Below are 15,440 nucleotides of genomic sequence, written 5' to 3'. Positions count from 1 at the left end.
GAAGTGGCATGCCTTTGCAAAAGAAGTGTTTTTACTGCGAACCGCACCATGTACTAATTTTTCTTTTAAGGAGCTGCAAATCTTGATGAAGGGAAGAGGAAAATGAGAAGCATTTTAGAAGCGTTATATCGTGGAGACATTCGCCCTGTAGAAACGATTGTGCCAACCGATCCCGAATATCGTGAATTGAACCGGAGAATATCCGAAGCCATAAAAACGTGGGAGAAGAAGTTATCGGCAACAGAATTTAGTCAGTTTGAAGAATTACTTGATTTACGTAGTAAATCAGGTTCAATGCATGCTGAAGTTTCTTTTGTACATGGATTTCAGCTCGGTGCATTAATGATGACAGAAGTATATACAACACGGAATGAATATTAGTTGTTAAATTGTTCCATACAATAATGTGCATCAGAAAAAACTGTTATTATTAAAGGCTTGTTTCTACCTAAATGTAGGAGGGGGGAACAAGCTTTTTTATTGCGGAAGTTGCTGCCACTGGATTGAAACTAAGACTCGTCAAAAGCGTGTTGAAAGCTTACGCCGGGTACGATGTGATTCAACTTGTGGGTGAAAACGAGCCTATTGGCGAGCCGATCATCCAGTATGACGAGACGGACTGGGAGTTTCTTAAGCGGATGGCGAGTCATTTGCAGAGCGTGGTGTTCAGTGATATTTACGAAGCCAAACCACGAATGTACATCGGCGTGCCGAACAGGAACAGCATCCAGCTTCCAGATGACTTGCCGTATACGGCAAGCAAAGATTTACTAGCGTATCAAGAGGCCAGGTCAGGAGCTGCCTCGGTGCATCATACCGATTTTTTTACATACGAGATTCAAAGCGGCACACGTTATGCTATCGGCGATGAGGTTCTGTTCCGAGATAAACCGATGGTGATTAGTGAAATGAAAGCCGCCATGGATCAGGGCCAACTGATCTATAATTACCGTTTATCGAGAAGAGATGGCATACGTCAAAATCGGATACATAACTCCAAGTTAGTCGGCGTCTCGATGAACGGGAAGGTGCTAGATGTCAAGGGTCAGCAGGTTAAGCTGCATTTGGAGATCGATCAGGAGCAGTCGCCCGCATCAGCCTATTGGTTTCCCTTTGCCCCGCCTACGGGCAGTGTCATGTATTCGATGCCCCAGAAGGGAACGAATGCGAGCCTGTACTTTCCGGATGATGCAGGAAGCAAGGCCAAGGTCATTGGCTGTGTGCGAACGAACGGAGAGGATTGTAGTAAGACAGGCGATCCCAACAATCGCTACTTCGGCACAGAGCATGGCAGTGAGCTAGAAATTACGCCGACAGCGATTAATGTGGTCAGTGGTTCCAAAGAGCCGCTCATGATTAGCTTTGATGATGCTGCAGGTGTCATCCTGACAAGCCACCGAAAGCTCACGATGAACGCGGGCGAAGATATTTCGCTGTACACTCCGAAGCGTGTGGTATTCCGAACACCGAACATGATCCTGGCCAAGAAATTAAGCAAGCTGAGCGGATTTACAGTTGAAAGTGAGTATCACCTACTCGGAAGCCAGGTCAAACTGGATGGTGCCGACCGAACAAGCTATCCGAAGTATAACGATGAGATCGAGACTTATACGCCGAAGGAAGAAGAGGAGAAGAAGTTTAGCTGGGGCAAGCTCTTTAAGAATGTAGTGGCGGGGCTAGCTGTGGTGGCAGCGGTCACTGCGGTAGCGGTGCTGTGTGTGGCCACTTTAGGAGCTGGAGCAGTTGTCATTGGAGCCGTGGCTGCTGGAGCTGCGATAGCAGGAACCGCCGCCGTAGCCAGTATGGCCGTTTCGGATATTGTAAAAGGCGAAGTCAGCGATATGGGAGATTATATGCAGGCTGCCTTTAGAGAATCCGTGATTGGAGCTGTATCTGGAGCCGTTTTTGGACCGTTTGGAACTATGGCGACCATTGGTGGGAAAATGGCTTTCGGCGCAACAACGAATACTTTTGAAAGTATTATGCGCCAGAGTATGGAGGGTAATGGATTTAGCTTCACTACATTACTCATGGACGCAGGAATTGGTGGCATAACCGGCGGATTATTCGATGCGAGAGTTCTAAAAGCTATCGGGAACGCAGGGAAAAAAGGATTCCAGAAATCAAGTGAACTTGTCCAAAAGGCAGTTGGAGCTTCCACAGCATGGCTAAAACAAGGAGTTAAGAGCGTAGAAGAAGGCTTTAAAGAGAGCTTGAAGGATTTAGCGGCAGCAGGCAGTCAATTTGCTCAAATGTTTGCGGTGAGACAGCCAGCACTGGCAAATGGTATCCCGTCGCCAAATGTTAGCTTCTTCGAGAAGTGGATGCCGGATAAAGTTCCTCAACGGACTGAAGTGCAGATAAATTTTGAACAGGCTATGAAGGAAATTAAGGAGGAGGCGGAGAAGAAAATAGGAGGGGCTGCTGATCCTGATAAGATAGTTGTTGATGAATATGGTAAGCTTAAAAAAGATAAATCAATAAAAGGACAGGCTCATCATTTAAATCAAGATGCAGCATTTAGAAGTGTAATTCCTAAAAATAAAGGATTGGCGATTAAATTAGAAGGAAATGCTTTTAAAGATGCAGGAACCCCGCATTTTAATGCACACAAATCATTAGAGGAATTTTGGTCTCAATTTCGTAAAGGCGGTACTAGGTATAAAGAGAAACCTACTTGTGGTGAATATACAAAAGCTCTTTATCAATCTCTTCAAGATGCAGGGTTATCGAAAGAAAATGCATTTTACGCTGTTAGGGAAGCCATAAAACAAAGAAGAGCTTTTGGATTAACGGCTGATATGCCAGTACCAAGGATACCAGGGCCAATGAATAGTTTGAAAAAGTATTTATTTAAATAATTAGATTGTGAAAGGAGTACGCATATGGATGAGCAGTTTATCAGTAGAATTACAAAAATAAATTGGTTTGCTAATTGTGGTAAACTACCTGAAGCGAAAATAAGTTTTGAATATACCACTGTTGAAAATTGGAAAAAGGCATTAAAACAATCTGATGGGAAGTATTGGGAGCAAATTACCCAAGAAGTGGATAATGAATTGTCAGAATACTTGTTAATTAATCATCCTAAAAGATATAAGGAATGGAACAAGTATGCTAAGGAAGGTAGAGACATTATTGACAAATTAGTAGTTCCTAATGTTACTAACTATTTAAACGATAACAAACTTCCGCAATCTTTGCTAAATAATGTTAAGTGGGATATTATTGGTGCATTAATGGAAAATAATTATCGAAACGAACGACAGCCAGCCTTTTTTATGGAGTTATTTAAAGTATATGAATCAGGTAACTTTCCATGTGGATGGAAAGGAAGTTGGCCTAATGGAAAGTTAATTGTATATTAAACTTTTTGGTGAATGAGGTATGATTATGTCTAATTTTTATGAGTTGAGTGAAGAAGAAAAACAAATAATTGAAGATACAAAAGGTAAAGTTGCAGAAATTACATCTGAGATATTTATGTTACTTAACAAGCAGTTTGATGATACAACTGAGCTTGAAAGGCAAATACTTGCAACTTTTTGTTTTGGTATCATAAATGGAATTGTTTTCGAAAGAGATATCCCCCCTTTGCAAGCACACTCTATAACTCATAGTCTTTTAGTTGCAAGATTTAATTATAGTGAGGATCAAGCAGAGGATTTTACTCAGGAATTAATTAACTCAACGGATGAAGAATATCATCCAGTTATGTTTTCTATTATTCGCAGAGGGATAGATGGATACCGTCAGTACCTAAATGATGATAAGGCACAGCTTAGAGCAAATATTATAGAGGTTCTTGATATTATTAATAGTGAAAGTGATTAGACAGAAGGTTGTTAAGAATTAAGATGTCATCTTCAATTGATTTTCCGTTATAGCTATTTTATGTTTATCAACTCAAAGCCTGTTTCTATACGATAATTAGAAACAGGCTATTTCTATGTTTGAGTATTAATGGTGAATAAGGAGATATCGTTTCGTAAAAAGATAAAAAGGCTGAATTGTCAATAGAAAATCAGACAACTGTTTATTGTTATGCTATCTGGATAAGAGTTCGTTGAAATAAAATTGTACCTCTGTCAATAGAGTAGACACATAAAACCGAGAAAATTACGATGCAAAACGGTACAAACGTTCGTATTGATTGGGTGTGTGATACCCTATGGATGAGTGGATCCTTTTTCCATTGTAGAAGCATGTAATATATTCGAAAATGCGCTTTCGAGCCTGCTCTCGCGTTTTGAACTTCTCCAGGTAGATCAGTTCCTTCTTGATTACACTGTGAAAAGACTCGATGCACGCATTATCATAACAATTTCCTTTGCGGCTCATGCTGCCCTTCATGCTATATTCCTTTAACCGGGCTTTATAGTCGTGGGAAGCATACTGGCTGCCGCGATCAGAGTGATGCAGGATGCCTTGCGGCTTTCCTTGTTGCATGTAGGCGCGCTCTAAGGCTTTTAACACGAGATCCTTGGTCATGCGCTCGTCCATATGAAACCCAACGATTTTGCGGCTGTACAGGTCCATGACGCTTGCGAGATACAACCAGCCTTCATCGGTTGGCACATACGTGATGTCAGTAACCCAGGTCTTATTGGGAGCGAGTACCTGAAACTGCTGATTCAACTCATTATCAAACACCGTAAAGTTGTGTTTAGAGTTCGTGGTAGCCTTGTACTTCTTTACGGTCCGGGACACAAGGCCCAGCTCCTTCATGATTCGAGCTACGGTCTTCTCAGACACCTTGGTTCCTTGCTTTTGGAGTACCTTGTGGATTTTCGGGCTTCCGTAGAGACGACGGCTATCTAGAAAGATCCGTCGTATACGCCGCTCCAGCTTCTTCCGACGCTTCTCGCGTTTACTCTCTTTACGTTTGGTCCACTTATAATAACCGCTTCTGGATACTTCCAGGGTTTCGCACAACTTCGCGATACGGCACTCGAAGCGATGATCATAGATGAATGAATAGATCAGCGCCGGTCTTTGGCGAAGTAGTGCATGGCCTTTTTTAGGATATCGTTCTCCTCTTCCAGATCACGGATTCGTTTCTGGAGGTCACGCACAGCCTTATCTTCCGGCTTAAGTTGGCCACTGCCGGGGAAGGCTTGGCTGCCGTCTTGTTTAAACTCGGCCATCCACCGGTAGATCGTATTCTCGTGCAAGCCCATTTCGCGAGCTACCTGTGCCACCGATTTTCCTTCTTCTTGAATGAGTCGAACAGTCTGCATTTTAAATTCTTTGTCATACTTTTTTGTCATGTCGGACACCTCGAATAAAGATATTTTAATTCTATCTCATTCTCGGTTCTCCGTGTCCACTTTCTAGTCTAGCAGCAAATATATTTAATGGAAATTCAAAAAAAGTGTTTGGTGATGTAAAAGGTAACAATAATAGGTTTGAAGTTATTACAGTTAGTGAGGTTAATTTTGAATGTGGTATAGCTTATTATGATTGTGGTATAAAGCCACATATAGTAGTAAAAGATAAAAATAATAAATTGTTTTTGGGATTTGAGAAAAATATTATATGCGTTGATATGTCCCTAGACAACATTGTTTTTGAAAAAAAGTTAACATCAATATTTTATGAATTTATAGAAGTGCAGTCACAGAATGCTGTTATTGCAATTTGTGAACTTGATATCTATGTTTTTAATTATGAAGGAAAGATTTTATGGGAAATGGGACTTAGAGAAGTTATAAATGAATTTTATGTAATTGAAGATGAGAAGTTATGCATTGTATATGATGATGGCGACGAATTAATTTTCTCAATTACAGAGGGAAAAGTAATAAACTAAAGAGGTTGAAGTTTATAAATATTTAAGAACAGCGAATCAAATTTTGCTGAAATTTTTAGAAACCGATGTTATTGAGTGTTAATGATGTCTAAAAGGAGTCTAATTTCTTTAGAGGTAAAGTTACGTTTCGTAAAGCGATGCCTTTAGAATGAATCAAATCCAAGTTATGAGGCGAAGCAGTTGGGGATAGATAAAAGCACCATTACAGATTGTACTTGGCAGGTGTTATGAAGGGTCAAAGGAGGCCAAAGCATGTAAGGTCTACTCCGAAGATCTGCAACTGACTGTAATCAGGGATGTACTATCTGGTAAATGCAAGATTAACTAATAATTCTAAGATAGATAGTGTATTAATGAGGAAATGATCAAGTCCCTAATTATGTGTAAATTCCCTCAGCTAGATTCGGTTACATCATACGGGTTACTTTTGCTGTAGTATTCGGCTTGTTCTCACGCCATTTGAGATACTCGGCCATATCGAGATACTTCCTCCCAGCTGCCCACTTTTCGTCTTGTTCCATAAGCAGCGCACCGATCAAACGAATGACAGATTCACGATTCGGGAAGATGCGAATCACTCGTTCCCGACGTCGCACCTCCTCGTTTAAGCGTTCCACGCTGTTCGTTGTACGAAGACGTTTACGGTACTTCTCAGGTAAGCTCAGAACGGCTGTAGCATCGTCAAAGCCTGCTTCTAATGTTCTCATTGCTTTGGGTGCTTTGTCGCCATAAGCGCTAATGGTTTGGTTAAGCAGCATACGAGCGGTGTCTGGATCAGGAGCCTCTAGAATCGCCCTTACATGACCATGAATTTCTTCCTTTAAAGCCTTTGGAGAGGCGTCCAAAACATTGCGCATAAAATGCGTCTGACAGCGTTGCCAAGCGACTCCTTGAAGTTGCTGCCTTATGGAACGGACGAGCCCGCCATGATCGTCAGAGACGATGAGATCCACACCGCGAAGACCACGTTGTTTGAGCCAACTGAAGAACTCCGTCCAGCTTTCTTCCGACTCGGTATCTCCTAGCATCAGGCCTAACACTTCACGTTGGCCGTCTGTATTCACGCCAATGCCTAACATGACTCCACGAGATCGGACTCGCCCGTCTTCTCGCACTTTTAAATACAAGGCATCCACCAGAACAAAGGGGAACCGACTGTCGGATAGAGGACGGTTATTCCACGCAGTAACGATCGGATCAAGACGTTTGCATAGATCGGAAACGGTAGATTTGGAGAATTCGGTACCGCAGAGTTCTTCTGTGACTTGAGACACTTTCCGCGTAGAGACACCATTGATGACCATTTCCATCATGGCAAGAATGAGTGCTTGTTCACTTCGCTGGTAACGCATAAACAGCTCCGTTGTGAATTTACCGCCACGAATACGTGGAACACTCAGGGTGATGGTTCCAACACGTGTATGAAGTTGATGCGGATACGTGCCATTGCGGTATCCCTGTCGATCTTCCGAACGTTCATATCGGTCTGCCTCCACTTGTTCCGTCACCTGCGCTTGTAAGACTTGGTTCAGTACAGATTCAAGCAACTTAGCGACACCTGAATCCTGCGAATTCCCTAAAAAAAGTTGCTGTAAAAGTTGTGAATCTACGGTAATCTGATATTGAGCCATTTCAATTCCACCTCGTGTATTTAGAGTGATGATTCGACAACACCATTCTAACTGAGGGTTTTGAATATGGCTCCCTTTATTTTTGGAAGTCTATCAATTTACACAATTATACGGACTCAACTTGAGGAAATAACAAACTTAGAAAAAGCTTATTCCAACTTAATTATGAGTTAGGAATAAGCTTTTGTATTCCCAAACGAATATAATAAAGAAAGCCCCAGAGATATAGCACCCCTTGACTTTTCGGCAGACATTGGGGGATGAATCTATAAATTCTTCTATAGGGGCATAATGGAAATATCGAATTGATGCGGTTAATGAGAAAATGTGATTAATGAGTCTTATTTCAGGAAAGATGTTGCCATTCCAATCTTTGCAGCGGGTATGGGAGATATTATTACTTGGGAAGAAATAGATACTTAAGAATGATTAATTATAGGAAGGGTAAAATCCAAGGGATCTCAGCAGGTTGTGATTTCTTTTTTTAAGATTTTGAGGAAGAATCTTTTTGTGAAAAATATTTAGATTGGTCGCCATATCCTAAAGCAGTTGAAGAATATTAAAATACTAAAAAAAGGTCATGTTCTAGAAAATGGTAGTTTGTTCGATGAGACATTTGGCTATGGAGGAGACGAATATGATTCTTTTATAGTGCAATATGATCAAGAGGGTACCGAACATTTATTTACCGGAATAATCTATGATTGTTATGAGAATGGTAATTTAGCAAGTTACTACGTAGTTAAAGACGGCATTAAGCATGGGGAAATGGTGCAATATTATCTGAATGGACAAGTCAAAGAAATTAAGTATCTCAACAATAATTTACTAGAAGGTCCGCAAAAGGAGTAGTATGAAAATGGTTGTATAAAGTTAGTTGAATATAGAGTTTTAGGCAAAATATTAAGTTTTAAAAAATGTGACGAGCAAGGATGCAATTATGCTTTACACTAGAGATGCTCCCTTAGGAAAAAAGTATAATATGATAATGAGGGATAAAGATGAATATTATCGAAAGATCTCAATTACTTTAAACAGCTGGATTATGCCCGGATCATAATCGGCCTCTTTGTGTTGCGTTCGTGCTGTTACATCAGCATTTCAGAAGATTATCGCATAGGAATTCAAGAATATTTTAAACTTGATCTTGTGATTATTCAGTGATAAAAAGGAGGTACTTGAATCACAAGATAATACAATTCCATACCAACTAGAGGGTAGTCTTAATATTGAATATTAGGGGCTACCCTTATTTTTATCTTGGGATGAGATGATGATTAGAGGCCAGGACAGAACGAGTAAATCAAATGAATGGGACAGGGGGGGAAATGCCATGAGGAGCCGAACGATCCTTATCGTCGACGATGAACCGAGATCGAGAGAAGGCATGAAGAAAATACTTAGAGTATGGGCAGCAGGCCAATATGAGATCCTCACGGCAAGCAGCGGTGGGGCCGCTTTGCAAATTCTTGAGGAGACTCCCGTGGAGCTGATGATAACGGACATTCGTATGCCGGAGATCAGTGGTCTTGCTTTAGTTAGCGAACTGAGGAAGAAAAATATGCAGCGTCAGCCATCTGTTATTCTCGTCTCCGGCTATGCCCAGTTTGAATACGCCCAGGAAGCGCTTCGTTTGTCCGTAGTGGATTATTTGTTAAAGCCGATCGGCCGTGACAAGCTGATTGCCTCTGTAGAGGATGCTCTGAAGGTCGTGGAAGAACAGGAAGATATCGTCTATATGCGGAAGATGGCCGATCCGAAATTGATGGCCATCAGGGATGAAGAAGCCGTATTAAGCGATCCGATCCGCAAGGCGATGCACTACGTGGAAATGCATATAGAGGAGGCGATCAGCCAGCAAGAAGTCGCTGCGCATGTACATCTGAACGGAAGCTATTTCAGCTCGCTATTCAAAGAACAATGCCAAATGAATTTTAGCGAATACGTCACCCGCAGAAAATTGCAGAAAGCGAAAGAGCTGCTGCTGAAAACGAATCTGACCATAGTGGAAGTCGCATGCCGTACCGGTTATCAGAGAGTCAAATATTTTAATAAGCTGTTCAAGGAATACGAGGGAATGAGTCCGGGCCAGTATCGATCCATTAGGAACGGAGTGGAAGCCCACATTCAATAATAGCTCGAACAAACCTAAAAAAAAGAGGAATCTTTCCTAAAAAGTGGTTCCTTATGTCTTATGACCATAGGCTCTATAATATGTATGCGGTTACACAAAACCGAAGAAATAAAGAAAAGGGGAGGCAAAGTATGAAAAAAATGAAACGTGTTTTAGTGGGACTTTCTTTAATGCTCGTAATGTCGTCTGTTCTCGCAGCGTGTGGTGGCGGAGGCTCGAAGGAACCCAACTCACCAAACAATACGGCCCCAGCAACTAACAATGGTTCGGCTTCCAAAGGCGGAGAAAGCCCGAAAGTTACTATCAATCTTTGGAGCTTCACGGATGAGATTCCGAATATGACCCAAAAATACTTAGAAACCCATCCTGATGCAAATGTGGAATTCAAAACTACGGTTATTGCAACTACTGATGGCGCTTATCAACCGGCACTTGACCAGGCACTGGCCGGCGGCGGTAAAGATGCCCCGGACATTTATGCAGCTGAAGCTGCGTTCGTGCTCAAATATACACAAGGCGACGCATCCATTTATGCGGCTAATTACGCGGATCTGGGCCTTGACGATCAAATGGTTAAGGATGCGGGCATCGCTCAATATTCCGTTGATATCGGCAGCAAAGACGGCGAACTGAAAGGCCTCGGTTACCAAGCCACAGGCGGAGCCTTTATCTATCGCCGCTCCCTTGCGAAGGATACTTTTGGAACGGACGATCCAGCCGCAATCAAAAATGAAATTGGCCCTGGCTGGGATAAATTCTTTGCAGCAGCTGCGAAGCTGAAAGCTAAAGGATACGGGATCGTATCGGGTGACGGCGATATTTGGCATCCGATTGAGAACAGTTCTGACAAGGGTTGGATTGTTGACGGGAAGCTTCATATTGATCCGAAGCGTGAACAGTTCCTTGATCTTGCCAAGGAGCTCAAAGACAAAGGCTATCATAATGATACGCGAGACTGGCAGGAAGCATGGTACGCAGATATGTCCGGTACTGGCGCTCAACCGATCTTCGGTTTCTTTGGACCAGCATGGCTCATCAACTACGTCATGAATGGCCAAGTCAAGGATACGAATGGCGACTGGGCTGTTACCGAGCCGCCGACAGGCTTCTTCTGGGGAGGCACATGGCTGCTGGCCAACAATGAAGTTACTAAGGACGAAGCCAAGAAGGCGGCAGTTGCAGACTTTATTAAATGGGTTACCCTCGACACTTCTGACACGGGCCTCCAAACTTATTGGGCTAACGGTACGATGAAAGAGGGCGAACAAGGTACGAAGGATAGCGTTGCATCCTCTGTCGTAATGTCGAAGTCCAACGGCGAAATAGAACTGCTCGGCGGACAGAACATGTTCGACGTGTTCGTTCCAGCCAACGCTAACGCATCTGGTAAGAACCTGACTCAATTCGATGAGTCGATAAATCTGCTCTGGCGCGATCAAGTACGCGAGTACACCTCAGGCAACAAGGACCGCGCAAGTGCGATTGCAACCTTCAAACAGCAGGTCAAAGACCAGCTTGACATTGATAGCGAATAAGAAGGAAGCGGAAGGGGCGGGGGAGTTCCCCCGCCTCTTTATATCAACAAGTGAGGTGAGGACATGCGTCGCAAGGTTGTCAACTATTCGAAATATGGTTATTTTTTTACCTTCCCGTTTGTGGTTGCATTTGTGATTTTCTCGTTGTATCCCATTCTATACACCGCGGTCATTGGGTTTACAGACATGAAGGGCTTAGTGCCCAAGCCAATTCATATTCTGGATAACCCATTTCAGAACTTTAAGGATCTCATTTTTAATAATCCCTCGTTCAGGAAGTCTCTGTTCAATACAGGGCTGCTCTGGATAGTCAATTTCATCCCTCAGATCGTTCTCGCGCTTTTGCTTACGGCATGGTTCACGAATCAGCGCCTTAAAATAAAGGGACAAGGTGCATTTAAGGTTCTGTTCTATATGCCTAATATTATTACTGCAAGTACCATCGCCATACTTTTTAGCACGATGTTTGCCTATCCGATGGGCCCAATCAACAGTTTGTTTCAGTCACTGGGATTGTCCGATGCTCCGATCTATTTCCTTCAGGATAAGACGACAGTGCGCGGCATTGTATCATTCATTCAATTCTGGATGTGGTACGGCAACACATTGATCATTCTTATTGCAGGCGTTATGGGTATAAATCCCGCTCTATTCGAGTCTGCGTCAATCGACGGTGCGAACGGAATTCAAACCTTCTTCCGCATCACACTGCCGAGTCTGCGTACAATATTGCTGTTCACGCTGATTACATCGATGGTCGGCGGTTTAACGATGTTCGATATTCCACAGTTGTTCCTTTTGGGAGGGCCAGACGATTCCACGCTTACCACGACCATGTTCATCTATGGGCAAGCGTTCAAGGGCAGCTATTTATATAATCGCGCTGCAGCGGCGAGTATGATCCTGTTTGCGATTGCGGCGTTCCTGTCTGCAATACTGTTCTACGTAATGCGCGACCGTGATGCGGCAAAGTTGAAGAAAGCGGAAAAGGAAAATAGAAAGTCTGCCCGTGCAGCAGTAGAGAGAGAGGTGTAATACATGGAAAAAACTCAGAAAAGGGGAACCGCCGGTCTAAAGTTTACCAAGGCGATCATCTATGTTGTCTGTATTTTTCTGGCGATCCTCAGCATCTTTCCGTTTTGGATCATGTTTGTAAACGCTACACGCTCTACAGCTGAAATCCAAAGCGGTCTTTCGCTGCTTCCTTCCACTCACTTAATAAGCAACTTGCAAGTGCTGCTCGGCAAGAGCTTTGATCCTATTCAAGGATTCCTGAATTCGTTCATTATCTCCAGTTCGGCAACCATCTTAACGGTCTACTTCTCGTCCTTGGCGGCTTATGGACTAGTGACCTATAATTGGAAGCTGCGCAACGCATTTTTTACTTTTATCCTTTGTGTAATGATGATTCCTGCTCAGGCAAGTGCGATCGGATTCTATCAGTTCATGTATAAATTGCAATGGACGAATAATTTCCTTCCGCTGATATTGCCTGCCATAGCAGCACCGGCGGTAGTGTTCTTCATGCGCCAATACTTGCTAGCAACGCTGTCGCTAGAAATCGTAGAAGCCGCGCGTGTAGACGGATCTGGAGAATATAAAACATTCAACCGGATCATTCTGCCGTTGATGATACCAGCAGTGGCGACGCAGGCCATCTTTGCCTTTGTAGCCAACTGGAACAACCTGTTTATGCCGCTCATTTTGCTAACCAAAAAAGAGATGTATACGATGCCGATCATGGTAAGTTTGCTTCGCGGTGACATTTACAAGTTGGAATTCGGCTCGATCTACCTGGGGCTGGCCTTGACGGCATTACCGCTGTTTATCGTTTACTTCCTGTTATCTCGGTATATTATCGCAGGGGTAGCCCTGGGAGGCGTGAAAGAGTAACCCATCAGACATTGCTGCGATGCAGACCTGTTGTGCAGGTTCGAGAATGAAGCTTAAAGCTAAGCTATTACATGGGATCGCCTCATTTCGGAGGTTTGTAGGAGTACAAACCTTTGACCGGATGAGCGATCTTTTTCTTTTTGCCGGACGGGTCGGAGTGCCCGTAATTATAGGATGCATAGGCCCAGGGGGGAGCCGCTGTTTCGAAGGCCTCTACCTTGGCTTTTTCAGTTATTGGATAAACTTCAGAAGTTTTCCCATGCTCTTCCTCTGGCGTCTATCGCCGGAAGTCAGGTCATGGTATATTAAGACTTTGGAGCCATTTTATCTATACGATTGGACAGCCCATTGTAGCCGGATCATGACGAAAAATGACAAATAGGAAAATCTGCAAAAAGTACCGGGCAAATGACAATATATGATAAAAAATTTTAGTGGTTTCCAGAATATTGAAGGTTTAAGAGAGATTATATCGAATAATATAATGTAGGATTATCGAAGTTTTTTTATTTTAATGGCAGGGGTGCTGTAATGAAGGGGTTATTCAAGGCCATAGCCATCTTTTTTGGATTATTACTCATTGTATATTGTGTTTTTCTATTAGAGAATTCTGGTGACAAAAAATCAACTGAACAAACGATAGGGCATTGGGAAATTGCATGGACAAGCGATAAAGAATTGGATCTTACTGAGCAGAATTTAAAAAAACTTGAATGGATTCAGGTTTCTACACAGGCTCCGGCACCTGAAAGACCCAAGGATGCAACTGCCCAATGGATAAAAATTGATTTACCCGAACTTAGTCTAGAATCATCTACGGTTCTTATTAGTAAGATCTACGGAAAACATATTTTAGCGATTTATAATGGGGCTAAAATTTATGAATCTGATCGCAATTATAACTATGAAATCAATAGCGTGATTTTGCCCGTGGATAAGGTTGATGCTGAGCAATCTCTTTACATTGGGGTATCATCTCAAAGGAGAATAGGCATTCCAAACGAAATTCAAGTCGGTGAATATCAGGAACTCTTAAAAAAGTATGTTAAAGGAAATATTTCTGATTTCATTTTGGGCAGCACGCTTATATTTATCGCAGTGATTATGTTAGCTTGTACGGTATTTTTAAGATCAGATAATCTTGTAATCTGGGTATCTCTCTGTGCTGTGTTTTTATCTAGCGGCGTAATTGTAATCACGTACTCATCCTTCTTATACTGGTTATTTGAGGATTTGGGTAAGGTGTACGTAACATTATTTGATGCTGCTTTATTTATCCTACTTCCGGCATTTACATTTTTCTTTGAGAAAGTTTTTGGACCAGGTTATTACTCAATAATTCGCAAATTTAGAAACTTTCAAGTAGTTTATTCAGTAATTTGTGCATTATTGCTTATTCTTAATGAATTGACATCAGGCAGAATTTTTCCGATTTATAATTTAATATCACAAGAATTTCTCGGGTTTATAATGATTACCCAATTTGTATTGCTATTGAGCATTGTGACTATATATACAATTCAAAAGAATAAAGATGCGGTTATTTTTAGTATAGGATTTTTAATTTTAGCAGTGTTTGGAATTGGTGAACTAGTTTGGTTTTATTCTCAAAATTCGTTTTATGATTTGTACTTGTGGAAGTGGGGTGTAATATGCTTCCTGATTTCCTTAATTATTATTTTAGGAAGAAGATTTGCTGAAAATCATGAACAAGTGGTCGAGTACTCAAAGCAGTTAGAGATGTTTAACAACGAACTGCAGCGTTCTGAGAAAATGGAGATTATCAGCGAAATGGCTGCTTCAGTGGCTCATGAAGTGAGAAATCCATTGCAAGTCACTAGAGGATTCATTCAATTATTGGCTGAAAAGCACGAGAACTCCGAGAAAGTCTATTTAAATATGGCTCTGGACGAACTTGACCGCGCATCGAATATCATCACTGATTTTCTTACTTTTGCTAAGCCGGAAGTAGGAAAGGTGGCCACACTAAATTTGATGCAGGAATTCATACATATTGAAGGAATCTTGGTTCCCATGGCTAATTTACAGGGTGGAAAAATCGCAGTTAATATCCCGGATAATTTATTAATCAAAGGAAATTCATCAAAATTTAAGCAGGCTATTATTAATATCATTAAAAATAGTATCGAATCTCTTCACGGAGAGGGAGATATCCAGGTATGGGGGTATAAAGAAGATGATTGGGTCTTTGTTCATATTAAAGATAACGGTGAGGGAATGGATTCTGATGTGTTAGCCCGACTTGGTGAACCGTACTTCTCTAACAAGACAAAGGGAACAGGGCTCGGCCTTATGGTAACGTTTAGAATAATAGAAGTTATGCAAGGGGAAATCACTTTCTTGAGTGAAAAAGGAATAGGTACTGAAGCAATTATTCGCTTCCCGTCAAGAGAAGATTGACGGGAAGCTTTTTT

General features: G+C 42.0%; 13 protein-coding genes. 11 read left to right on the top strand and 2 right to left on the bottom strand.

Translation table 11 applies throughout. The features are described 5' to 3' along the window. Positions 1-102 precede the first annotated feature (102 nt). The 4 genes from QNH46_RS19380 to imm48 all read left to right on the top strand — a co-directional run bounded on the left by QNH46_RS19380 (position 103) and on the right by imm48 (position 3,834). Positions 103-381, top strand: a complete 279-nt coding sequence (locus QNH46_RS19380; protein WP_283925671.1) for a DUF6809 family protein — start codon at positions 103-105, stop codon at positions 379-381. A gap of 149 nt (positions 382-530) precedes the next feature. Continuing rightward, positions 531-2,861, top strand: coding sequence for a hypothetical protein (locus tag QNH46_RS19375; protein WP_283925670.1), 2,331 nt, complete (start codon positions 531-533; stop codon positions 2,859-2,861). Between the two features lie 24 nt (positions 2,862-2,885). Next, a complete protein-coding gene (locus QNH46_RS19370; protein ID WP_125084753.1) occupies positions 2,886-3,368 on the top strand; it encodes a hypothetical protein in 483 nt (160 codons plus the stop codon). A 25-nt stretch (positions 3,369-3,393) separates the two neighbouring features. Beyond that, on the top strand, positions 3,394-3,834 hold the full coding sequence (gene imm48 / locus QNH46_RS19365; protein WP_283925669.1) for an Imm48 family immunity protein: 441 nt from the start codon (positions 3,394-3,396) through the stop codon (positions 3,832-3,834). Between the two features lie 285 nt (positions 3,835-4,119). Here the strand turns inward: imm48 and QNH46_RS19360 are convergent. Then, positions 4,120-5,270, bottom strand: a protein-coding gene (locus tag QNH46_RS19360) for an IS3 family transposase (RefSeq protein WP_283925668.1) whose coding sequence is annotated in 2 segments (ribosomal slippage) — positions 4,120-5,015 and positions 5,015-5,270 — 1,152 coding nt in all. Because the reading frame shifts where the segments join, the coding sequence is not laid out codon by codon here. Positions 5,271-5,374: 104 nt separating this feature from the next. On the opposite strand from QNH46_RS19360, the gene QNH46_RS19355 reads away from it, so the two are divergent. Then, positions 5,375-5,812 (top strand): hypothetical protein, encoded by a 438-nt coding sequence (locus QNH46_RS19355; protein WP_283925667.1) that lies wholly within the window; start codon positions 5,375-5,377, stop codon positions 5,810-5,812. A gap of 407 nt (positions 5,813-6,219) precedes the next feature. On the opposite strand, the gene QNH46_RS19350 is transcribed toward QNH46_RS19355, so the two are convergent. Further along, on the bottom strand, positions 6,220-7,443 hold the full coding sequence (locus QNH46_RS19350; RefSeq protein ID WP_283925666.1) for an IS256 family transposase: 1,224 nt from the start codon (positions 7,441-7,443) through the stop codon (positions 6,220-6,222). Between the two features lie 549 nt (positions 7,444-7,992). Between QNH46_RS19350 and QNH46_RS19345 the strand changes: the two genes are divergently transcribed. From QNH46_RS19345 to QNH46_RS19320, 6 genes are all read left to right on the top strand, one after another. Beyond that, positions 7,993-8,295 carry a toxin-antitoxin system YwqK family antitoxin gene (locus QNH46_RS19345; RefSeq protein WP_283925665.1) on the top strand — a complete coding sequence of 101 codons (303 nt, stop codon included), beginning with the start codon at positions 7,993-7,995 and terminating at the stop codon, positions 8,293-8,295. 481 nt (positions 8,296-8,776) lie between these two features. Then, entirely contained in the window at positions 8,777-9,577 is an 801-nt protein-coding gene (locus QNH46_RS19340; RefSeq protein WP_283925664.1) for a response regulator transcription factor, read from the top strand. A gap of 140 nt (positions 9,578-9,717) precedes the next feature. Next, positions 9,718-11,112: an ABC transporter substrate-binding protein gene (locus QNH46_RS19335; protein ID WP_283925663.1), complete on the top strand. Its 1,395-nt coding sequence runs from the start codon at positions 9,718-9,720 to the stop codon at positions 11,110-11,112. A gap of 63 nt (positions 11,113-11,175) precedes the next feature. Continuing rightward, positions 11,176-12,147, top strand: coding sequence for a carbohydrate ABC transporter permease (locus QNH46_RS19330; RefSeq protein WP_283925662.1), 972 nt, complete (start codon positions 11,176-11,178; stop codon positions 12,145-12,147). Between the two features lie 3 nt (positions 12,148-12,150). Continuing rightward, the gene (locus tag QNH46_RS19325) at positions 12,151-13,005 is read left to right on the top strand and encodes a carbohydrate ABC transporter permease (RefSeq protein WP_283925661.1); all 855 of its coding nucleotides are present in this window, start codon (positions 12,151-12,153) and stop codon (positions 13,003-13,005) included. 531 nt (positions 13,006-13,536) lie between these two features. Then, positions 13,537-15,426 (top strand): sensor histidine kinase, encoded by a 1,890-nt coding sequence (locus tag QNH46_RS19320; RefSeq protein WP_283925660.1) that lies wholly within the window; start codon positions 13,537-13,539, stop codon positions 15,424-15,426. The last annotated feature ends 14 nt before the right edge of the window (positions 15,427-15,440 follow it).

The sequence above is a fragment of the Paenibacillus woosongensis genome (assembly GCF_030122845.1).
Classification (GTDB): domain Bacteria; phylum Bacillota; class Bacilli; order Paenibacillales; family Paenibacillaceae; genus Fontibacillus; species Fontibacillus woosongensis_A.
The sequence above is the reverse complement of the archived record's forward strand: the minus strand, read 5'-3'. Positions and strand labels throughout refer to the sequence as shown.